This is a genomic window from Mesorhizobium sp. M4B.F.Ca.ET.214.01.1.1 (assembly GCF_004791545.1).
Classification (GTDB): Bacteria; Pseudomonadota; Alphaproteobacteria; order Rhizobiales; family Rhizobiaceae; genus Mesorhizobium; species Mesorhizobium abyssinicae.
In genome coordinates this window covers 15,453-36,214 of record NZ_SRUX01000010.1, presented here as the reverse complement: position 1 = coordinate 36,214, position 20,762 = coordinate 15,453, and the positions used below count along the sequence as shown (strand labels likewise).

Genomic DNA, 20,762 nt, shown 5'->3' with positions numbered 1-20,762 from the left:
TGGCTGGCCGGTCGTTCATGGCGAAGCCGATATACCGCAATTCGAGCCAGCGCAACGGCGGCCAGGGAACGGGTCGCCGCCAAGGCCGGCTGGCCGATCAGCTCTTCTGCAGGGCGACATGGACGCCGAGACCGACCAGCACGGCGCCACCCGCACGCTGCATCAGCCGCTGCGCGCGGCTCGAACGCCGCAGCCGCGCGATCATCGCCCCGGCCAGGAAGACGCACGCTATGTCGGCCGAGGAGAACATCAGGTTGACGACGGTTCCAAGGATGACGAACTGCAGCCAGACCGGAAATGCCGCCGAGGCATCGATGAACTGCGGCAGGAACGCCATGAAGAAGATCGCCGTCTTGGGATTGAGCACTTCGACGGTGATGCTCTCGAAAAAGGCGCGGCGCGCCGATTTCCGCTCGATGGCGGGCAGTGCCGCGTCGCCTTGCGTCCTGGCGCGGAACAGCGAGACGCCGAGCCAGATCAGATAGAGCGCGCCGATGAGCTTGACCGCCATGTAGAGCGGCGGCACGGCGTGGAACAGCACCGACAGGCCCGCTGCCGCCGCAAGCACATGCACATAGCCGCCGAGATGGATGCCGAGCGCCGCCGTCAGACCTGACCAGCGGCCGCGCGCCATCGTCTGCGCCGCCGCATAGAGCATGGCCGGGCCGGGAATGTAGGCAAAGATCGCCGTGGTGGCGAAAAAGGCGATAAGCAGTTCGCTCGACGGCATTTCTTCCCTCACGGTCCGGCGGGTGGCGCGAACCGACTGAAGCCGGAGCTTTGCGGCCTCACTGTGACATCCGCCCGCAGCCGCCTGCTTTATCGACAGCCTAACCCGCCTCCCTTATAAGGGCCGGAATCGGCAAGCGAAACGAGTATCAGGGCCAAAAATATGATCATCGTCACGGGCGGCGCCGGTATGATCGGCTCCAACATCGTCGCCGCGCTCAACGCCGAGGGGCACAGCGACATCCTCGTCGTCGACGATCTCACCGACGGCCACAAGATCGCCAATCTCGCCGACCTCGATATCGCCGACTATCTCGACAAGGACGATTTCCTGACGCGCCTGGAAGGTGGCGGACTCGGCCGCGTCGACGCGGTCTTCCACCAGGGCGCCTGCTCGACCACCACCGAGTGGAACGGCAAATACATGATGGAGGTCAACTACGCCTATTCGAAGCGGCTGCTGCATGCCTGCCTGGCCTTGCGCGTGCCCTTCCTCTACGCCTCCTCGGCGTCGGTCTATGGCGGCGGCAGCGAGTTCCGCGAGGAACAGCAGTTCGAGCGCCCGCTCAACGTCTATGCCTATTCCAAGAAGCTGTTCGACGACTATGTCCGCCGCACCGTCTTCGACACCGATCATTCGCAGGTGGCCGGGCTTCGCTATTTCAACGTCTACGGACCGCGCGAGGCGCACAAGGGCGCCATGGCCTCGGTCGCCTTCCATCTGTTCAACCAGGTCGAGCGCGGCGAAAACCCGAAGCTGTTCGGCGCCTATGACGGGTTCGGACCCGGCGAGCAGAGCCGCGACTTCATCCATGTCGGCGACGTCGCCGACGTCAATCTGTGGCTATGGAAGCGAGGCTCGAGCGGCATCTTCAACTGCGGCACCGGCCGCGCCCAGCCATTTCGCGCCATCGCCGAGACCGTCATCGATACGCTCGGCAAGGGCAGGCTCGAATTCATCGACTTCCCCGACCACCTCAAGGGCAGCTACCAGAGTTTTACCCAAGCTGATATGTCCCGCTTGCGCGCGGCCGGTTTCAATGGCCAATTCCGGACTGTCGAAACCGGTGTCAGAGACTATGTCGAATGGCTGAAAGCCCAGCGATCCTCGTGATCGGCCCACGTTGGGTGGGCGACATGGTCATGGCGCAGTGCCTGTTCTCGGCGCTGAAGGAGCAATATCCTTACGCCGCGATCGATGTGCTGGCGCCGGCCTGGGCGGCACCGCTGGTCAAGCGCATGCCCGAGATACGCCAGCAGATCGATTTCCCGCTGAAGCCGGGCGCGCTCGAGTTCCGCATCCGCAGGCGCTTCGGCCGGCTGCTGCGCGGCCGCTACGACATGGCCTACGTCCTGCCTGGAAGCTGGAAGTCGGCGCTGATCCCGTTCTTCGCCCGCATTCCGCGCCGCGTCGGCAACCTCCGGGAAATGCGCTACGGGCTGCTGACCGACATCGTGCCGCTGCCCGACGCGGTAAAGCGGCGCACGGCGCGGGCCTATTTCGGCCTTGCCCGCGGCGGCACCTTCCAGGCTCCGAAGCTCACCGTCGATTCCGTCAGCCAGTCTGCCCTGCTCGAGCGGTCGGGCCTCACCGCGAAGAACTACGTGGCGCTGATGCCCGGCGCCGAATTCGGCCCGGCGAAACGCTGGCCGAGCGAAAGCTACGCCGAACTGGCGCGCGGAATGATGGCTAAGGGCCTGAAGGTCGCGCTGCTCGGCTCCAGGAACGACGCCGAGGTGACGGCGGAGATCGCCGCGCTTGCGCCCGGCGCCGTCGACCTTGCCGGCAAGACGCGACTGGAGGACGCCATCGACCTCATCGCCGCGGCGCGGCTGGCGGTGTCGAACGACAGCGGGCTGATGCATGTCGCCGCCGCTGTCGGCACGCCGATCGTCGCCGTCTACGGCTCGACCTCGCCTGAGAACACCCCGCCGCTTGCCGAGCAGGCCGAGCTCGTGTGGCTCGGCCTCTCCTGCTCGCCCTGCCACCAGAAGACCTGTCCGCTCGGCCATCTCAACTGCCTGAAGACGCTCGATGTCGCGCGGGTCGCGGCAGCAGTGGACCGGCTGCTGGAAATGCCGGCCGCCGCATGAAGGTCCTGATCGTCAAGACATCCTCGATGGGTGATGTCATCCATACATTCCCGGCTGTCGAGGATGCGCGCCGCCACCGCCCGGACGTCTCCTTCGGCTGGTGCGTGGAGGAAGCCTTTGCCGGCATCGTCGCCCTGCATCCGGCGATCGGCGCCATCCACACGGTGGCGATCCGGCGCTGGCGCAAGCGGCTTTTCAACAGCGACACCTGGCATGAAGCGGGAAAACTGCGCCGCGCCCTGCGCGCTGCCGGCTACGACCTCGTCATCGATGCGCAGGGACTACTGAAGTCCGCTGTGGTGGCAAAGCAGGCGGCGGCGCCGGTCGCCGGCTTCGACCGGGCAAGCGCGCGCGAACCGTCGGCGACGCTGTTCTACGACCACCGCTACGGCGTGCCCCGCGATCTGCACGCCATCGAACGGACGCGGCGGCTGTTCGGCCTGGCGCTCGGCTACCAGCCCGATCTCTCCGGCCTCCAGTCCGGCATCGTGCCGCCGGCGGATGGCCTGGCCGGCACCAGCGGCAACACCGCGTTCCTGCTGCACGGCACCAGCCGCGAAGACAAGAAATGGCCGGTTAAGGACTGGATCGAGACCGCCGGGCTGTTGCTCGAGAGGAAAATGACGCCTGTCGTCACCTGGTCGAACGAGCCTGAAAAGGCAGTGGCCGAGGCGATCGCCAGGGCCGTGCCGCAGGCGGTGCTGGTGCCCAAATCGCCGCTGGCGGTGATCGCCGCGATCATCGGCCGCTCGGCGCTGGTCATCGGCGCCGACACCGGCCTCACCCACCTCGCCAGCGCCTTCGGCGTGCCGACCGTCGCCATCTTCCTGGCCACCGAACCCGGCCTCACCGGCCCGCGCGGGCCGTATGCGTCGACGCTTTTGGCCGCGCCCGGCGGCCGTGTCACCCCTGCGGAGGCAGCGGCGGAAGCCGAGCGGCTGATCGGGCTGCAGGCGCTTGGTCGAGCAGGCGCGGACAGAGATTGATTTATTCAATCAATTCAATTGGAAAGGTCAGCGCCGCCCCTCATCCGCCTGCCGGCACCTTCTCCCCGTATAGTAACGGGGAGAAGGGAGCTAAGCGCGAAATTCAGCGCCACTTTTCAGCGTTTCCGGTTGGCGAAATCATCAGGTGACGGCGTCCTTCTCCCCGTCACTATACGGGGAGAAGTGCCCGGCAGGGCGATGAGGGGCGGCGCCATCCTTGGATTGGAATAGCGCAATTCAGGGACAAATCCTGCCCCCTCAACTTCCCTCAGATGAATTGCACCTGGACGATCTCATACCCCCGGGCGCCCCCGGGCGCGTTGACCTCGATGGCGTCGCCGACTTCCTTGCCGATGAGGGCGCGCGCGATCGGCGAGGAGATCGAGATGCGGCCAGACTTCACGTCCGCTTCCTGGTCGCCGACGATCTGGTAGGTCTTCTTCTCCTCGGTGTCCTCGTCGACCAGCACCACGGTGGCGCCGAACTTGACCTTGTCGCCGCTGAGCTTGGTGACGTCGATCACCTCGGCCCGCGCGATCAGGTCCTCGAGCTCGTTGACGCGGCCTTCATTGTGGCTCTGCGCCTCTTTGGCCGCGTGGTATTCGGCGTTTTCGGAAAGGTCGCCATGCGAGCGCGCCTCGGAGATCGCCTCGATGATGCGCGGCCGCTCTTCCTGCTGGCGCCAGCGCAGTTCTTCCTTCAATGACGCGAACCCCTCGCCTGTCATCGGGACCTTGTTCATATGCCTGACCTTTCCTGCCGCCACCCCCGTTTTTCGGGGATGGCCCTTGTCGATGGGTACAAAAAGAAAACGGTCCGGCAGCCTTGGGCTAACGGAACCGTTTCACCGCAATTTGCCTGAATATAGCAATGTTTGCGCGTTTTTCACGCCAAAAAATCCGGTTTTGAAAAATCATCCGCTGCTTTCGCAAGGGCGATCGCCGCCAAAGCATTCCTTTGCCGGCGCGGCAACAAAAAGCCGGCTACGATCGCTCGCAGCCGGCTGGAAAGGGTGTCGAGGTCGAATCAGCTTCTCAGGAAATGGTCGATCTGCTCGGCCAGCATGCCGTATTCGCGCGAGCCCTTGCCGGTGCGCTTCTCGATTTCGCTGAGCTGTTCGCGGGCGCCCGCAAGGTCGCCGATCTGCAGATGCGCCTCGCCGAGATATTCGCGCACCAACGTGTAGTCGGGATTGATGCGCAAGGCTTCCTCGTAATAGCCGAGGCCGACGGTGATGCGGCCGGAATGGCGATGCGAATAGCCGAGATAGTTGAGGATGCGCGGATCCTGCTTGTTGGCCGCAAGGCTGAGCACGGCGATCGCCTCGTCATAGCGCCCGGCCATCGCAAGATCGTGGCCCGCCTCATAGATGTTGTCGTCGTCCAGCATGCCGTACTTCGGCGTCACGCATTTCTGCTTCTTCTTGTCCCAGACCTCGCCCTTCTTGCACTTCTCGGTCGGGCTGCCGCCGCCTCCACCCTCGCCGGCCGTGAAGGCGGGCGCCACAAAGAGCGGCAAAGCCACAACAGCCATGACCTGGATCAGCAAACGTCTGCGCATCGGAGCCTCCTTGAGAATGACAATGGGATATTAACGCCGGGCCTGCCTTCTTTCATCCCGGAAAAGCGGAGCGCGTGAAAAACCTGCGCACCACCGGCATTTTGCCTGAAACAGGCCGAACATGACGTGACGCGCGCCACAAATCCGCTATCATCCGGCAAACGGCCGATGGAGCATGCGGAGCAGGCCAGTGCAGCAGCGCCTCGAAAAGGAATGGGAGCTTTCGATCGGTCCCGATACCGTGCGCCTGTTCATTCTCAAGGCCAAGGCGCTGAGCGCGGCCGTCAACGAGGACTATGCCGACGGCGCCGAGCACGAAATCGAGTTCGACGGCGACACCCGCGACAGCCACCATCATGACGGTCTCGTCGAGGAGAGCTCGGAAAACCTGACCGAGGAGGAGCTGCGCGAGCTGATCGACGACCTCAATGTCGACGAAGCGGCCGAGCTGATCGCCCTCGCCTGGGTCGGCCGCGGCGACTATGACGCCGCCGAATGGGCCGACGCGCTGGCCGCCGCGCGCGAGCGCGCCAACAAGCGCACGGCCAAATATCTGCTCGGCATGCCGCTGCTCGCCGACTGGCTGGAGGAAGGGCTGGAAGCGATCGGCGCGTAACGCGTTGGTAACCGATTGTGATCGGTCGGATGCGCCTTCGAAGGCAACTTCGCCATGCCGACGCCGTTTCCGGGCGATGGCAACGCTGAGCATTTCCGGATTTTTCAGGCTGGCGCTGCCTTTGGCAGCGGCGGTTTTGCTGATCACGCCGGCCGATGCCAGGCATCGTCACAGGCAGCCGCTGACACCGCGTCTGGAGCAGCCGTTGACGCAGCGGGCCGATCAGCCCCTGAGGCCGAGGAGCAAGCACCGCGTGAGATCGCGGGGCAAGCGGCATATCGCGTCAGAGCTGACGCAGCACCAAACGCAGGATCAGCCGACCTTACCCGCCGATGTTTCGGTACCGGAGCCACGTCCCGCGGAAGCGCAACAGACCGATGCCGCCACGAAGGAAGAGCGGAAGGCTGCAGGACCAAGGGACGCCGACGCATCCGACCGGATCGATCAGGACAAGTCTCCGCAGGAGGAGCGGCAGCGGCCCGAGCCTTCGGCCCCGGAGCCGTCAACAGAGATGGAAACTCAACCTGAAGCGCCGGCCGCGGCGCCGATTCCGACGCAAAGACCCGACAAGGCGGAACCGGAGGTCGAGCCGCCCGCCGTCGCGCCGAAGCCACCTGAAAAACCGGCTGAATCCGGCGACAACAAACCGCCGCCCGATCCTCGTTCGGCGATCCTTCCCGAGCAACAGATGCCGGAGGAGGAACTGGCCTGCCGCCGTCGGCTGACATCGATGGGCGTCGACTTCGAGGAACACAAGGCCGAGCAGGAACCCGAGATTGGCTGCTCGATCCCCTACCCGATCGTGCTGAAGACGCTGGGCAAATCCATGGCTATCAGCCCCGGCGCCGAATTGAACTGCGCGATGGCCGAGGCGGCGGCACGCTTCACCGCCGAAATCATCCAGCCTGCCGTCGAGGCCAAGTTCGGCACAAAATTGAAGTCGATCGGCCAGGCTTCCGCCTTCGTCTGCCGGGCGCGCCACAACGGAGGCAAGATGTCGGAGCACGCTTTCGGCAACGCGCTCGACATTGCCAGCTTCACGCTGGCGGACGGCAGGAAAATCGAGGTCGGGCCGGCGCCGCCCGAACAGGACGCGCAATTCCTGGGCACGGTGCGCAAGGCCGCCTGCGGACCGTTCAAGACGGTGCTTGGCCCGGGCAGCGATGCCGACCATTCGCTGCACTTCCACCTCGACCTGGAGCCGCGCCGCCACGGCGGCACCTTCTGCCAGTGACCCCGCAATTCGTGACCGCCGCAATTCGGCCCCAGGCGTGAATGCGGGCGCTGATCTTTCCTTTACTCTTGCGGATTAACCTTATGCCATCGGCAGCATGACCCCTGCGGGATCAGCTCTGGGACGGGACGCCTATCAATGGCCGGAAGACTTGGCGCCGTGCTTGCCATGGCGCGACAGAACAATCGTGCGCGCTCCGCTGCCGCCAGGCTGGTGACGCTGCTTGCCATCGCGACCGTATCGGCCTGCAACACCGGCGACGTGTTCTCGCTGCAGCCTGCAGTCGATGTCGGCAACCAGACCGCCGCCGTCCCCGAGGCGCCCCAATATTCAGCGCCCCAATATTCAGTGCCCCAATATTCAACGCCACAGTATTCCGGCATGCAGCGCCTCGTTCCGTCCAACCCCTACGTGACCGCCGCCTATCCGCGCATGGACGAGCCGATGTCGCCGACCGAGCAGATGCCGGCCAGCGAGGTCGACTGCCGCAACGAGCTGAAGCGCCTCGGCGTCGCCTACACCGATGTCCAGCCGATCCATGAGGGCCAGTGCGGCATCGACTTTCCGGTCAGGGTTTCGGCCATCGGCAGCGTCCAGATGAAGCCCGCCGCGACGCTGACCTGCAACATGGCTGCCACCTTCGCAACCTGGACCAGGAACGAGCTGGTGCCTGCCGCTCGCTGGCGTTATTTCTCAGGCGTCAGGACCATCCACCAGGGGTCCAGCTATTCCTGCCGCAACATCGCCGGCGAAGGCGTCCTGTCCGAGCACGGCAAGGGCAACGCGCTCGACGTCATGAGCATCGAGCTCAACAACGGCGACGACATCGACGTGCGCAAGCCCGGCCTGTTCGCCTTCCGCACCCGCGGCTTCCTCAACAATGTGCGCGCCGACGGCTGCCAGTATTTCACCACGGTGCTCGGCCCCGGCTACAATTACGACCACCGCAACCATTTCCATTTCGACATCAAGAACCGCAGGAACGGCTACCGCGCCTGCCGCTGACGACGAGCGGTTCCCTTTGCCCAACCCATGCAACGGCGCATAAGGTGACGCATGCGTTTGGGAGTGGCCTCTCGTGAGTAAGCGAAGCCTTCGGCGGCGCGCGTCGACCTGGCTGGCGGCACTTTGCGCCGGATATCTGGGACTGGCCTACGTCGCCGCGCCGGAATTCTGGACCTGGCGCGAGCGCGGCTATCGCACGCAGCACTTCGAAATGGTGACGCATACGCCGCAAGGCATTCCGGGCGACCCGATCAATGTCGGCCTTGTCGGCACCGAAAAGGAGGTGGTGCACGCCTTCGCCGTCGCCGGCTGGGACACGGCCGACGCCGTCTCGCTGAGAACCGCCATCGACATCGGCGAAAGCGTGTTGTTTTCGCGTCCCTATCCCGATGCGCCGATGAGCAGGCTGCTGTTCGAGGGCCGCGCCCAGGACCTGGCCTTCGAAAAGCCGGTCGGCGACAGTGCCGACCAGCGCCACCATGTCCGCTTCTGGCAGACCAACACGGTCGGCGATGACGGTCGTCCGCTCTGGCTCGGTGCCGCGAGCTTCGACCGTGGCGTCGGCCTCAGCCACGACACCGGAGCGATAACCCATCACATCGCCCCCGACATCGACGCCGAGCGCGACTTCCTCGTCGGCGACCTCGCCAAGGCTGGCCTGCTTGCCTCGACCAGCGAAATGGCTGGCATCGGCGCGACGAAGACCGGACGCAACGGCGGCGGCGATCCGTACTTCACCGATGGCATGGCGGTGGTCGGGGTGTTGAAGACGCTGCCCTAGCGTATTTGCGCCAATCTTTGCCCAGCACCAGCACGCCGCCCCGAAAAACAATAGCCGCTGCTATTTTCGAATGCACTGCAGCAATGCTATTGACCCCTCATGCTATACGTTGAAATCGCCACCGTGGCCGTCCTCATCTGCGTGAACGGCCTTCTGGCAATGTCCGAGCTTGCCATCGTCTCGTCACGCCCCGCCCGCCTCAAGGCGATGATCGACCGCAACGTAAAGGGCGCCGGCCGCGCGCTGGCGCTCGGCTCCAATCCCGGCAAGTTCCTGTCGTCGGTGCAGATCGGCATCACCCTGGTCGGCGTTCTCTCCGGCGCCTTTTCGGGCGCCACGCTCGGCGAGCGCTTGGCCGCCTTCCTCGCCTCGAACGGCATCCGCGAGAACATTGCCGATCCGCTCGGCGTCGGCATCGTCGTCGCCATCATCACCTATGCCTCGCTGATTGTCGGCGAGCTGGTGCCGAAGCAGATCGCGCTGCGCGATCCCGAGCGCGTCGCCGTCCGGGCGGCGCCCGCGATGACCGTCCTCGCCACCATCTCGGCGCCGCTCGTCTTCCTGCTCGACATTTCCGGCCGCGCCGTCCTCTGGCTGCTCGGCCAGCGCGGCGAGAGCGAGGAGAAGGTCACCGACGAGGAGATCAAGATGCTGGTCGCCGAGGCCGAGCATCACGGCACCATCGAATCCGACGAGCGCCGCATGATCGCCGGCGTCATGCGGCTCGGCGACCGCGCCGTGCGCGCGGTGATGACGCCGCGCACCGAGGTCGACTGGATCAACCTGCAATCAGACGAGACGACCATCAGGAAGCTGCTGATCGAGACCCAGCATTCGCGCCTGCCGGCCGGCGACGGCAATGTGGATGCCATGGTCGGCGTCGTCCAGACACGCGATGTCCTGGCCGCGATCCTCGGCGGCAAGGTGCTGGAGCCGCGCCACCATGTGCGCGCCGCGCCCATCGTCCACGATCAGGCCGATGCGCTGGATGTGCTGCAGAAGTTGAAGGAATCCGACGTGCCGATGGCGCTCGTCCATGACGAGTACGGCCACTTCGAGGGCATCGTCACGCCCGCCGACATACTGGAAGCGATCACCGGCGTCTTCCGCTCCGACCTCGACGCGGGCGAGGAGGAGAATGCCGTCAAGCGCGAGGACGGCTCCTGGCTGCTCGCCGGCTACATGCAGGCCGACGAGATGGCCGAAGTGCTCGGCATCGACCTGCCCGAGAACCGCGACTACGAGACCGTCGCCGGCTATGTGCTGTCGCACCTGCACCACTTGCCGGCGACCGGCGAATGCGTCGACGCGCAGGGCTGGCGCTTCGAGGTCGTCGACCTCGACGGCCGCCGCATCGACAAGCTGATCGCCACCCGCCTGCCGGATGGTCACCGCCAGATCGCGCGCTGACATCAGGCGGCGCTATGCCCCCTATGGCGCGAGACCTTCTCGCGGTTGCCGCAGGTGCGCATGCTGCACCAGCGGCGTTTGCCGCCGCGCGACGTATCGAGGAAAAGCCAGCCGCAGCGAGGACAGGAATGCAGCCTGTCCCGCGGCAAGCTGAAGAAGGCTTGGACCGACAGCAAAGCAAGGAACGCCGTGACGGCATCCGGGTCCCGCCACTGGCTCGGCTGCGGTCTGGTGTCGTGCAAGTCGACCGACCCGGTGGCTAGCGGGCTCGCCGCGCATGAGAACAGGACGCTGAGCGGCTCGGTCGCGGACGGTTTGCCCGCGGCGATCGGCTCAAAAATCTGAAAAGACGCTTCACGGACTTCGCGTACCCGTTCCACGAAGCGCCCATCTTCGATCTCGGAAACGGCCTGCGCCTGGTGATGGTCGGCAAGCCCTGAAGCCATCAACCAGTTGGCAACATCCTGGGTCGACTTGAACAGCTCATTATCGGGCGCCGGCACGCGCCGGTCGAACACGGCGTTCGACAGGTCCAGGGCGGAATGCCCGCCTATGAAGTGCTCCGGCACCCATTCGGTGTAGGCCTGCGCCATGGAACATAATCCCATTAACCGCATTACACAGTTACGATGTAACCGCCATCATACAGATATGCGGTTTCAAGGCCAGAGCGTCGCCAGCAGCACGGGAACCATGGGAGAAAGACGATGCGAAGCGATCCTTACAAGACACGCCACGAAACCATCCGTGCCGACGGCCTCGACATCTTCTACCGTCATGCAGGCGACCCGGACCGTCCGGGCAATCCTGCTGCTGCACGGATATCCGACTTCCTCACATGTCTATCGCAACATCATCGAGCCACTGGCGGAGACAGCCTATGTGGTGGCACCGGATATGCCCGGTTTCGGCTTCTCGTCCGCCCCTTCCACCGACGCCTATGACTACACGTTCGAGAACCTCGCCAACACGATCGAGGCATTCATTGAGGCCCTCGGTCTCGAGCGGTTCTTTCTTTATATCACCGACTTCGGCGCGCCCGTCGGTTACCAACTCGCGACACGACGGCCGGATCGTATCCTCGGCCTGATCGTCCAGGACGGCAATGCCCATGAGGAGGGGCTGGGACCGGATTGGGACGCACCCAAGGTGTTCTTCGCCGAACCGACGGACAACAACCGCGCCAAGCTGCCGGACTGGATGAATTTCGAGGGCACCCGCAACCAGTATATCGGCGGTCTTCCCGAACGTCTGAAGGTCTTGTTTCCGCCCGAGAGTTGGCATCTCGACACCGAGCGCCTGGAGAGGCCCGGAAACACTGACATTCAGTTCGAACTCTTCACAGATTATGGCTCACACATCGCGCGCTTCCCCGCCATCCAGGCCTACTTGCGCAACCACCGGCCAGCTTGCCTTGTGCTGTGGGGCCGCCATGACGCCTTCTTCGCGGTGGATGAGATCATGGCCTACAATCGCGACCTCCACGCCATCGAAATCCATGTCTTTGAAAGCGGCCACATGCTGCTTGAGACGCACCATCGCCAATGCGCGGCGCACATCGCTCACTTCATGCACGAGGTGGAGACCGGGGTCTTTCGCGATTCCGAAAGGCGCTGACCGCGACGGTCAAACGGCTGCCTCGATCGGCTCGGCAAGCTTCGGGTTCGCGCGCGCGGCGATCAGGCAGCCGGCGACGATCAGGCATGCTCCCGCGAGCGTCGTCCATGTGACTGCCTCGTCGAAGAAGAACCAGCCAAACGCGATCGCCCAGATGAAGGCCGAGTATTCCGTTGGAATGAGATATTGCGCTTCGGCGCGGGCGTAGGACCAGCTCATCAGGAATTGGCCGGCAAGCGACAGCGCGGTCACGCCGGCCAGGAGAAGCCAAAGACTGGCCGGCAGAGCGATGGCGAGCCAGGGCGCGGCGAGGCCGAGGATGATTGCAACGGCGAGGCTCTGGAAGAACATGATCTCGATTGGCTTGGCCACCTGCGCCTGTTGCCGGGCGAGGATCAAATTGTAGCCGTAGAACACCGTCGATACGAGCACCGCCGCCGTGCCAAGCAGCGCATCGTGCGAATAGCTTGCCTGCCCGAACTGGCCGGACACGATGATCGCCACGCCGGCGATGCCGGCCATCGATGCCCAGATTGCCTCGCGCCGGACCCGCTCGGCCAGCAACAGCGCGGCGAGGAAGAGAGCGATCAGCGGCGCAACGAAGCTCAGCCCGACGGCCTCCGCGAGCGGCAGCCTGCCAAGCCCCCAGAAGAATGATATCAGGACGATGCCGACAACCACGGCGCGCAGCGCATGCAGCCTCAGCACCGCAATGGTTGGCAGCGAGCGCGACCCCGCCGACCAAGCTGCGCCCGCGACTGCTGTCGCGAGAAAGCTGCGCCACAGCACCGTATTGTAGACGCCCACGGCGATAACCAGCGTCTTCATCGCCGCATCCATCCCGGACAGCAGGAAGATCGCGAGCGCGCATACGAGCACCGGGACCATCGGGGAAACGGCGCCTGTCAGGCTGGATGTCTTCACGGCTGCACTCATCTGGCCGCGGATATCTCAGGGCAAACGGCAGGGCCAGATGGCAGTGCGCCCGAAATTGCGGTCCAATCCGGATCAGCTGCAGCGCCGGGTTGCGACCGAAGAGAGCGTCTCAGACTGAATGTCGACGCGCTCCTCGCTATCGGCCTTCGCCTTCCTCGCTTATCATTGACCGGCCCCAAAAGGTGGGAAGCGCGGCGAAGGTCCCCTATATCGGCAGCCATGGATGCATCGAGCGACCACACGCTGAACGAAGAGCTTCTCTCGGCCACCCAGCGCCTGTCCTTCGATTATTTTCTCAAGGAGGCCAACCCGGCAAACGGACTGATCGCCGATCGCAACACGCCGGCGTCGCCCGCCAGCATCGCCGCCGTCGGGCTCGCTCTGTCGGCCTATCCCGTCGGCGTCGAGCGCGGGTTCATGACGCGTGACGCCGCCGTCGAACGGACGCTCGCCACGCTTCGTTTCTTCTGGAACGCGCCGCACGGGCCGGAGCCCGACGCCACCGGCTATAAGGGCTTCTACTATCATTTCCTTGACATGCGGACCGGCCGCCGCGTCTGGAAATGCGAGCTGTCCACCGTCGACACGGCGCTTCTGCTTGCCGGCGTGCTGGCCGCCGGTGCCTATTTTGACGCCGACGACGAGGCCGAACTGGAAATCCGCCGGCTTGCCGATGCGCTCTACCGCCGTGCCGACTGGCGCTGGGCGCAGAACGGCGGCGCCACCGTCACCCACGGCTGGCGGCCCGAGAAAGGCTTCCTGCGCTACCGCTGGCAAGGCTATGACGAGGCGGTGATCCTCTATGTGCTGGGCCTCGGCTCGCCGACCCACCCGCTGCCGCCCGAGAGCTATGCGGCGTGGCTCTCCACCTACAAATGGAAGAAGATCTATGGCCGGGAACTGGTCTATGCCGGGCCGCTCTTCGTCCACCAGTTCTCGCATGTCTGGATCGATTTTCGCGGCATCCGCGACGCTTTCATGCGCGAGCACGGCAGCGACTATTTCGAGAACAGCCGCGCGGCGAGCTACCTGCAGCGCGACTACGCCATCCGCAATCCGAAGGGTTTCGTCGGCTATGACGAGAATTGCTGGGGCATCACCGCCAGCGACGGCCCGGGCCTGAAAAAACTCCACATGACGATCGGTGACCGACGCTTCTTCGGCTATCTGGCGCGCGGCGCGCCCTTCGGCCCCGATGACGGCACCTTGTCGCCATGGGCGGCGATCACCTCATTGCCCTTTGCGCCGGAGATCGTCCTGCCGGCGCTGCGCCATTTCCACGAGATCGACCTGCACGAGGGCAACCCTTACTGCTTCACCGCGAGCTTCAATCCGACGATCGCCGCCGCCGACGGCCGCGCCTGCGGCTGGGTATCGCCGGACCATGTCGGCATCAACCAGGGGCCGATCGCCCTTATGATCGAGAATTACCGGTCGGATTTCCCGTGGCGACTGATGCGCCGTGTGCCGGCCATTACCACGGGCCTGCGACGCGCCGGATTTTCGGGTGGCTGGCTGTAGGAGCGGCCAGGATAAGGCGCCAGCGGATTGAAGCTGCAAGCGATGTCCAGAATCGGCCGCGGCATTCAAGGCTCCAGCACGACCTTGCCTGTCGAGCGCCGCTCCTCGATCAGAGGGCCGCTTCGCTAGCCTGGTTGAGCGCATACTGAGAGAGCATCGCGAGGGGGTTCGGCGACAATCAGGAACGTTGGAATGTCGGCTCCTTCTGGAACCAAAAATCATATCTCAAGAGTCGACGTCAGCAGGACATTCTTGGGTTGGAAAACCTGCAAGAGATTTTATGCATTTCGCGCAAGGAAAGTTAATCGGATCGGACGAAACTGCCCAATCCCCATCGTTCGATAGAATGGCAGTTCAACATGCGCACAGTATTGTTCGCCATTTTTGTTTTTCTGAGCTGGGCAATCCCCGTTCAAGCATCTCCCTCTCCGGAAGTCTTGCGGATATGGAACGACGTAAAGACCGCCTATTTGGCGGGAAAATTCGATCAGCTCGATGAATTGATCGAAGCCTATCAGCGGGACGATGCACGAACGGAGAGCGGGAGCATAAAGGCAGCGATAGTCTACGAGGTGCTGGAAAGTACGAAATTCCTTTATGGCACCTACTCGTACGGAACCTTGAACCAGATGGAAGCGCAGGCCGACAAATGGATCGAGTCCTACCCAGGGTCACGCGCTGCGCGGATCACCAAGGCCATCGTCATGAACAATCGGGCCTGGAATGCTCGCGGAGAAGGGTATGCCAATACCGTGACTCCCGAGCAGTGGAATGCATTCTTCGTCTACAGCAGGCAGGCCAAGGATTATCTACAGTCGGTGAAGCAAGGTACTGCCGCAGACCCCGAGTGGTATGCGACAATACTGAAGGTCGCCAGAGGCCTGCCAAGCTCCGATATCGATTTCGACGCGCTTGCCAGTGAAGCGCTTGATGCACATCCCGACTACATACCGATTTACCGGGAAATCGTGCGAACGAACCTGCCGCAATGGGGCGGCACGCGACAGACCCTGGAATTTTGGATCGACCGCATGGCCAAGGCGTCCGGAACTGACGCAAGCTACGCGCGAGCCTATTGGGGAGCCGCTGACGATTTCTACCGCGACGTCATCTTTAATGACACCGACGCGGACTGGTCACGGGTAAGGACCGGCTTTAGAGCGATAGTCCACGACTATCCGACGAACTGGAACATCAACATTTTTGCTCGCCTCGCGTGCCTTGCACAGGACAAGGCAACAACCAAGGAACTTATGGAGCGGCTTGGCAACGCAATCGATGCCGAGGCCTGGCTTTACCGAGAGATGCCTGCCTCCTGTCGGGAGTGGGCATCCGAGCCTGATCCCCAAAATCCGCCTAAGATGGATGAGTTCGTCCTCGTCGAAGCCTACGGCAGGGACAAGGACGGCATCATGCAAGCGATGGTCGGTCCAATGGAGCAGCCCAGCGAAGCGGCAGCCGTGGCAAAGGCTCAAATCCTGGCGAAAACTTACGAAGGAGTTCAGGCCTACAAGCTCATTCCGGACCCGCAAACCGGCAACTACAAAAGGCCGATCATACTGTTCCGATACGGTGTCATACCGTACGGACGATAACATTGGTCAGCATCGGAGCGCGTCGTCGGACGTAGAGTAGACAATTCCAAAATCGGTTTGTGGATAATTTAGTCGAGTCCGATCAAGGGATCAGCAAGACCTTGCCTGTCGAGCAGCGCTCCTCGATCAGCCGATGCGCGGCGCTGGCCCGATCCAGCGGGATGCGGCCGCCTATCGCCACCCGCAACCGGCCGCCAGCAGCCAAATCGAAAAGCTGGCGCAGGCTCGCCCGCAGTTCTTCGGGCGACATGAGCGGCAGCAGCGCAAAACCTCTCAGCGACTGGTTTCGGCCGATCATCGCCTCCAGATCGGCGGCCGAGAGTTGAAACCGGCCAAGTGCCGCAAACACCAGCTCGCCGCCTTGTGACAAGAGATCGAGGAACTCTTTGGTCATCGCGCCGCCGACCGTATCGAAGATCGTGTCGACGCCGCTCTCCGTCGCGTCCCTGACCTCAGCGACCCAGTTGTCAGCGCGATGGTCAATCGCCACATCGGCGCCAAGCGAGCGGACAAGGTCGAGCTTGGCCTCGCCGCCGGCCAGCGCGATCACCCGGCGGGCACCCTGCGCCTTTGCCAGTTGCAAGAGCAGCGAACCGACGCCACCTGCGGCGGCAGGGATCAGCACCTGTTTGTCGGCGACCGGGCTTTGCCGCAGCAGGTGCAACGCCGTCAGCCCCTGAACCATCAGGGCGCAGGCATCCTCGAAGGAAAGCGCATCCGGCAGAGGAACGGCCAGACCGGCGTCGATCGCCACATATTCGGCGTAACCGCCGAACGGCCGGCCGGAGGCGAACAATGGCGCCGCGACGCGTCTTCCCAGAAGGAGCTGGTCCACGCCCTCCCCGACAGCCTCGACAACCCCGGCGGCCTCGACGCCAGGGAACATCGGCAGGCGCGGCGTCACCGCGTAGCGATCCGCTCGCATCAGCACTTCGAAGAAATTGATGCCGGCGGCTGCGATCCGGACCAGAACCTCGCCGGCTCCGGCCGAAGGCACCGGGACGTCGACGACTTCCAGCACCTCGGGGCCGCCGAAGCGGCTGAACTGGACGGTTTTCATGGCAAACTCCGATCGCTATGGCATCGGCCGTCCATTGCCACTATCTGCGCTGTCTCGACTACACACTCATTTGTCCGCTGCTCACCAGGAGGTGACCATGGCCGGCCCGATCAAGAGACTGCCGATGCTGCCGGCGGAACGTGCCTTGAAAGTGATCTCGGGTCGCTGGAAGGCGGTCATCCTCTACCACCTGTTCGATGGTCCCCGGCGACTCTCGTCGCTGAAGGCACTGGTGCCTTCGATCACCCAGAAGGTGCTAATCCAGCAGTTGCGCGAAATGGAGGAGCACGGCCTTGTCCGCCGCAAGGTCTTCGCCGAGATCCCGTCGCGCGTCGAATACTCCGCGACGCCCCTTGGCCTCAGCCTCGAACCCATCCTTCTGGCGCTGTGCGAATGGGGGCAGCACCATGCCGACGAGCTCGACGAGCACGACCGGGTGGCGGACTGCATCATCAGGCCGAGGCAATCCGCGCAGACGGCAAATTGAAAAGGGCGGCGCAAGCGCCGCCCCATATCCCTTGGGAGGATAGTCTCGGGTAGACGGCTCAGGCCGCCTTGGCTTCCGCGGTGATTGCGTCGGCGGCGCGGGCCGCCTTGAGCACCTTCGCCCACCAGGCGACGTCGTTGACGAGCGCCGCGGCGGCCTGGTTCAGATGCTCGAGATCCTCGAGCTTCTTCTCGCCCTGGCGAACCGCCAGGAAATCGCCCCAAGCGATATGGACCGCCGACTTGACCGGCGCCATCTGCAGCTCGACGGCGTAGAGGCGGAGCTGCTCGACAGCGCGCGAGCCGCCGACGCTGCCGTAACCGACGAAGCCGGCCGGCTTCTTATTCCACTCGTTGGCTGCGTAGTCGATGGCGTTCTTCAGCACACCCGTCGGGCCGTGATTGTATTCGGCAGCGGTGAAGATGAAGCCGTCGAAAGAGGCGACCTTCTTCTGCCAGCGCTGCGCCACTTCGTTCTGCGACGGCGCCCAGGCGGAGGAAGCGACCTCGTCGAAGAACGGCAGCGGGAAGTCGCGCAGGTCGACGACTTCGACGTCGATATCGGCATGCGCCTTGGCGATCTTGGCGATCCACTCGGTCGGCACGTCGGCGAAGCGCGCGGCGCGCGTCGAACCGACGACAATGGCGATTTTGGGCTTGGACATTTTGGGAGGCTCTCCTTGCGGGAAATTGTGGTATCGTTTGGATACCGGCGCTATATGAGATACCGCAAAAGCGAAGTGCAAGGAGGCACGTTTTTGTTACTGAGGCACCCGCATATCACCGAAGACTGCCGCGCCGTGTCGGAAATCCTGCAGCGCGTCGGCGACAAATGGACCGTTCTGGTGGTCGGCAAGCTCGGCGACGGACCGCTGCGCTTCAATGAACTTCGCGCCGCCGTCGGCGGCATTTCGCAGAAGATGCTGACCACCACATTGCGCGGTCTGGAACGCGATGGCTTCGTCATCCGCACCGTCTTTCCGACCATCCCGCCGCGCGTCGACTACGAGTTGACAGAGCTTGGCCACGAGCTGCTGGTGCCGGTCAGCGCGCTCGGCGCGTGGGCGCGCAGGAACACCGCCAGGGTCAGGGCCGCGCGCGAGAAATTCGACGGTCTGCACGGTTGAAAGCCTGTTGCCGCAAGGATTTTTGGCGCAAGGCCCGCGAAGGATGAACCTTGGTGCCGACCCGTTTTCTGGCCGGCCGCGGTGGCGGGTCCGTCCCGTTTTCAGCTTCCGGTGAATCGTCTCGCAGTCAGCCCGGCGGGCCGTCTGCTCGCGGCAATCGTCTGCGGTTTCTGGCCGGCGTCGCATCCGGTCGCCAGGCATTTTTCGCATGCGCCCGGCGGCTTGCCGATGACGCTATTTTGCGAAGCGCAAGACAGCCCGGCATCGGCTTGCCTGATCTCGGTATAGGCGGTTGCGGCGAGCAGGCCGAACAAGCCCAGGACGGCTCCCGCAAGAACACCGTTCAGCGTTCGTTGACGCATTGTCTTCCCCCAAGCCCGGGCGGACTTGGTCACGGAAATTTGCGCACGACTGTGAAGGAGCTCACGCAGCCCGCCGGCAGGGCCCTCGCCTGCCGGAGCCGGGTCAGCCTTCGGCCGGAACCGCCTTCGGCTTGCCCTCGCCGTCCAGCGCCACCATGACGAAATCGGCATGCGTGACCTTCTCCATCAGGTCGGAGAGATAGCGCTGCGCCCAGGCCTCGACCTTGAGCGCCATCGAGGTGCGGCCGACGCGCTCGACATGGGTGTAGATGCAGAGCGTGTCACCGATCTTCATCGGCTTGGCGAAGGACATCTCCTTGACCGCCGCCGTCACCACGCGGCCCTTGGCGCGTTCGGCGGCGCGGATGCCGCAGGCAAGGTCCATCTGCGCCATTACCCAGCCGCCGAAGATATCGCCGGCCGCGTTGGCGTCCGAAGGCATGGCCAGCGTCCTCAGTGTCAGGTCGCCGATCGGCCGTCCGTCCGCGTAGTGCACCATGCCAAAATCCCCGAGATCGATGACATGATCCCGTAGCGTCACCGCGCCGGCAGGTCAACGCGCAGCGGATGCTGTCGCAAGCGCGGCTGGCTTGACCCTAAAAGTAACGCTCGAGGTTCGCGCGGATGCGATCGAGCACGGTATCCCCGGAAACGTCGGGGGCGAATTCCTTGCCGGTGATCGCCTCATAGGCCTGCGCATAGACCAGCGAAGCCTGTTCGACGATCTCGTCCGGTATGGTCGGGATCGGATCCCTGTATGGATCGCAGCGCGCCGCGACCCATGACCGGATAAAATCCTTGTCGAAGCTCTCGGGCCGTTCGCCGCTCGCAAAAGCCTGTTCGTAGCTGGCCGCGATCCAGTAGCGGCTGCTGTCCGGCGTGTGGATCTCGTCGGCCAGGATGATGGTCCCGTTTCTGTCGGTGCCGAATTCATATTTCGTGTCGGCGAGGATGAGCCCGCGTTCGGCGGCGCGCGCCTGGCCGCGGGCGAACAGCCGCAGCGCGTAATCTGACACGGTATCCCACTGTGCTGGCGTCAGAAGCCCTTGATCGAGGATCTCTGCCTTCGACAGCGGCTCGTCATGGCCGCCATCCGAAGCCTTGCTCGTCGGCGTGATGACCGGCTCGGCCAGCTTCTCATTGTCGCGCAGGCCGTCCGGTAGCCTCATTCCATACATCACCCGCTCGCCCTTCCGGTACCGGGTCAGGATCGAGGTGCTGGTGGTTCCCGCCAGATAGCCGCGCACGACGATCTCGACCGGCAGGATGTCCAGCCTTGTGCCGACGACGACGTTCGGGTCGGGATATTCGAGGACATGGTTCGGGCAGATATCGGCCGTTTCCTCGAACCAGTAGCGGGCGGTCTGGGTGAGGATCTCGCCCTTGAACGGGATCGAGGCAAGGATGATGTCGAAGGCGCTGAGGCGGTCGGTGGCGATGATGATGCGCCTGCCGTCGGGCAGGTCGTAGTTCTCGCGGACCTTGCCCTTGTAGTAGCCTGGCAGTTCCGGGATGAAGGCATCGGAGAGGGTACGCATTTGGATCTCCTGCCTCCCGGGGATTCGTCGATGCCTTCGCATAAGCTCTCGACCCCGTGCATATCAAGCGGGATTGTCGGGTTATCCCGCTAGCCATCGCTATTG

Annotated in this window: 23 protein-coding genes; 13 read left to right on the top strand and 10 right to left on the bottom strand. The window is 63.9% G+C overall.

Going from position 1 to position 20,762, the window contains the following annotated elements; all coding sequences use genetic code 11:
- Window positions 1-97: 97 nt before the first annotated feature.
- Window positions 98-730: a LysE family translocator gene (locus EN857_RS20080; protein ID WP_127393086.1), complete on the bottom strand. Its 633-nt coding sequence runs from the start codon at window positions 728-730 to the stop codon at window positions 98-100.
- 162 nt (window positions 731-892) lie between these two features.
- On the opposite strand from EN857_RS20080, the gene rfaD reads away from it, so the two are divergent.
- Genes rfaD through waaC form a run of 3 tightly spaced genes read left to right on the top strand, consistent with a single transcriptional unit; the run spans window position 893 to window position 3,809 of the window.
- The gene (gene rfaD, locus EN857_RS20075) at window positions 893-1,843 is read left to right on the top strand and encodes an ADP-glyceromanno-heptose 6-epimerase (protein WP_127393085.1); all 951 of its coding nucleotides are present in this window, start codon (window positions 893-895) and stop codon (window positions 1,841-1,843) included.
- On the top strand, window positions 1,816-2,823 hold the full coding sequence (gene waaF / locus EN857_RS20070) for a lipopolysaccharide heptosyltransferase II (RefSeq protein WP_127393084.1): 1,008 nt from the start codon (window positions 1,816-1,818) through the stop codon (window positions 2,821-2,823). The genes rfaD and waaF overlap by 28 nt, the downstream gene beginning before the upstream one ends.
- Window positions 2,820-3,809, top strand: coding sequence for a lipopolysaccharide heptosyltransferase I (gene waaC, locus EN857_RS20065; RefSeq protein ID WP_128346680.1), 990 nt, complete (start codon window positions 2,820-2,822; stop codon window positions 3,807-3,809). Before waaF ends, waaC begins: the two co-directional genes overlap by 4 nt.
- A gap of 268 nt (window positions 3,810-4,077) precedes the next feature.
- Here waaC and greA read toward each other — a convergent pair whose 3' ends face one another.
- Both greA and EN857_RS20050 read right to left on the bottom strand, forming a co-directional pair.
- Window positions 4,078-4,551, bottom strand: coding sequence for a transcription elongation factor GreA (gene greA / locus EN857_RS20055; RefSeq protein ID WP_126058735.1), 474 nt, complete (start codon window positions 4,549-4,551; stop codon window positions 4,078-4,080).
- A gap of 284 nt (window positions 4,552-4,835) precedes the next feature.
- Window positions 4,836-5,369 carry a tetratricopeptide repeat protein gene (locus tag EN857_RS20050; RefSeq protein ID WP_127393646.1) on the bottom strand — a complete coding sequence of 178 codons (534 nt, stop codon included), beginning with the start codon at window positions 5,367-5,369 and terminating at the stop codon, window positions 4,836-4,838.
- Window positions 5,370-5,559: 190 nt separating this feature from the next.
- Between EN857_RS20050 and EN857_RS20045 the strand changes: the two genes are divergently transcribed.
- From EN857_RS20045 to EN857_RS20025, 5 genes are all read left to right on the top strand, one after another.
- A complete protein-coding gene (locus EN857_RS20045; protein WP_127286494.1) occupies window positions 5,560-5,985 on the top strand; it encodes a DUF3775 domain-containing protein in 426 nt (141 codons plus the stop codon).
- Between the two features lie 511 nt (window positions 5,986-6,496).
- On the top strand, window positions 6,497-7,219 hold the full coding sequence (locus EN857_RS35815) for an extensin family protein (protein ID WP_245493436.1): 723 nt from the start codon (window positions 6,497-6,499) through the stop codon (window positions 7,217-7,219).
- 138 nt (window positions 7,220-7,357) lie between these two features.
- Entirely contained in the window at window positions 7,358-8,224 is an 867-nt protein-coding gene (locus EN857_RS20035; RefSeq protein ID WP_127393648.1) for an extensin family protein, read from the top strand.
- 73 nt (window positions 8,225-8,297) lie between these two features.
- Window positions 8,298-9,005 (top strand): LssY C-terminal domain-containing protein, encoded by a 708-nt coding sequence (locus EN857_RS20030; protein ID WP_127286198.1) that lies wholly within the window; start codon window positions 8,298-8,300, stop codon window positions 9,003-9,005.
- Window positions 9,006-9,104: 99 nt separating this feature from the next.
- Window positions 9,105-10,415, top strand: a complete 1,311-nt coding sequence (locus tag EN857_RS20025) for a hemolysin family protein (protein WP_127392951.1) — start codon at window positions 9,105-9,107, stop codon at window positions 10,413-10,415.
- Window positions 10,416-10,417: 2 nt separating this feature from the next.
- On the opposite strand, the gene EN857_RS20020 is transcribed toward EN857_RS20025, so the two are convergent.
- Complete coding sequence (locus EN857_RS20020) at window positions 10,418-11,008, bottom strand: CGNR zinc finger domain-containing protein (protein WP_127392952.1); 591 nt, start codon at window positions 11,006-11,008, stop codon at window positions 10,418-10,420.
- Window positions 11,009-11,162: 154 nt separating this feature from the next.
- Between EN857_RS20020 and EN857_RS20015 the strand changes: the two genes are divergently transcribed.
- The gene (locus EN857_RS20015; protein ID WP_245493437.1) at window positions 11,163-12,032 is read left to right on the top strand and encodes an alpha/beta hydrolase; all 870 of its coding nucleotides are present in this window, start codon (window positions 11,163-11,165) and stop codon (window positions 12,030-12,032) included.
- Window positions 12,033-12,041: 9 nt separating this feature from the next.
- On the opposite strand, the gene EN857_RS20010 is transcribed toward EN857_RS20015, so the two are convergent.
- Window positions 12,042-12,968, bottom strand: a complete 927-nt coding sequence (locus EN857_RS20010; RefSeq protein WP_127392953.1) for a DMT family transporter — start codon at window positions 12,966-12,968, stop codon at window positions 12,042-12,044.
- 219 nt (window positions 12,969-13,187) lie between these two features.
- On the opposite strand from EN857_RS20010, the gene EN857_RS20005 reads away from it, so the two are divergent.
- Entirely contained in the window at window positions 13,188-14,489 is a 1,302-nt protein-coding gene (locus tag EN857_RS20005; protein WP_127392954.1) for a glucoamylase family protein, read from the top strand.
- A 359-nt stretch (window positions 14,490-14,848) separates the two neighbouring features.
- Complete coding sequence (locus EN857_RS20000; RefSeq protein WP_127392955.1) at window positions 14,849-16,084, top strand: DUF4034 domain-containing protein; 1,236 nt, start codon at window positions 14,849-14,851, stop codon at window positions 16,082-16,084.
- 82 nt (window positions 16,085-16,166) lie between these two features.
- On the opposite strand, the gene EN857_RS19995 is transcribed toward EN857_RS20000, so the two are convergent.
- Window positions 16,167-17,144, bottom strand: a complete 978-nt coding sequence (locus tag EN857_RS19995; RefSeq protein ID WP_127392956.1) for a zinc-binding dehydrogenase — start codon at window positions 17,142-17,144, stop codon at window positions 16,167-16,169.
- A gap of 97 nt (window positions 17,145-17,241) precedes the next feature.
- Here EN857_RS19995 and EN857_RS19990 point away from each other — a divergent pair, with 97 nt between their 5' ends.
- Complete coding sequence (locus tag EN857_RS19990; protein ID WP_127394200.1) at window positions 17,242-17,631, top strand: helix-turn-helix domain-containing protein; 390 nt, start codon at window positions 17,242-17,244, stop codon at window positions 17,629-17,631.
- A 58-nt stretch (window positions 17,632-17,689) separates the two neighbouring features.
- Here EN857_RS19990 and EN857_RS19985 read toward each other — a convergent pair whose 3' ends face one another.
- A complete protein-coding gene (locus EN857_RS19985; protein WP_127394201.1) occupies window positions 17,690-18,295 on the bottom strand; it encodes an NADPH-dependent FMN reductase in 606 nt (201 codons plus the stop codon).
- Window positions 18,296-18,388: 93 nt separating this feature from the next.
- Here EN857_RS19985 and EN857_RS19980 point away from each other — a divergent pair, with 93 nt between their 5' ends.
- Window positions 18,389-18,757 carry a helix-turn-helix domain-containing protein gene (locus tag EN857_RS19980; protein ID WP_187331432.1) on the top strand — a complete coding sequence of 123 codons (369 nt, stop codon included), beginning with the start codon at window positions 18,389-18,391 and terminating at the stop codon, window positions 18,755-18,757.
- 101 nt (window positions 18,758-18,858) lie between these two features.
- Here EN857_RS19980 and EN857_RS19975 read toward each other — a convergent pair whose 3' ends face one another.
- The 3 genes from EN857_RS19975 to EN857_RS19965 form a co-directional block, all read right to left on the bottom strand.
- Entirely contained in the window at window positions 18,859-19,071 is a 213-nt protein-coding gene (locus EN857_RS19975) for a hypothetical protein (protein WP_127394202.1), read from the bottom strand.
- 151 nt (window positions 19,072-19,222) lie between these two features.
- A complete protein-coding gene (locus tag EN857_RS19970) occupies window positions 19,223-19,618 on the bottom strand; it encodes an acyl-CoA thioesterase (protein WP_126058720.1) in 396 nt (131 codons plus the stop codon).
- Window positions 19,619-19,715: 97 nt separating this feature from the next.
- Window positions 19,716-20,657 (bottom strand): phosphoribosylaminoimidazolesuccinocarboxamide synthase, encoded by a 942-nt coding sequence (locus EN857_RS19965; RefSeq protein ID WP_127394340.1) that lies wholly within the window; start codon window positions 20,655-20,657, stop codon window positions 19,716-19,718.
- Between the last annotated feature and the right edge of the window lie 105 nt (window positions 20,658-20,762).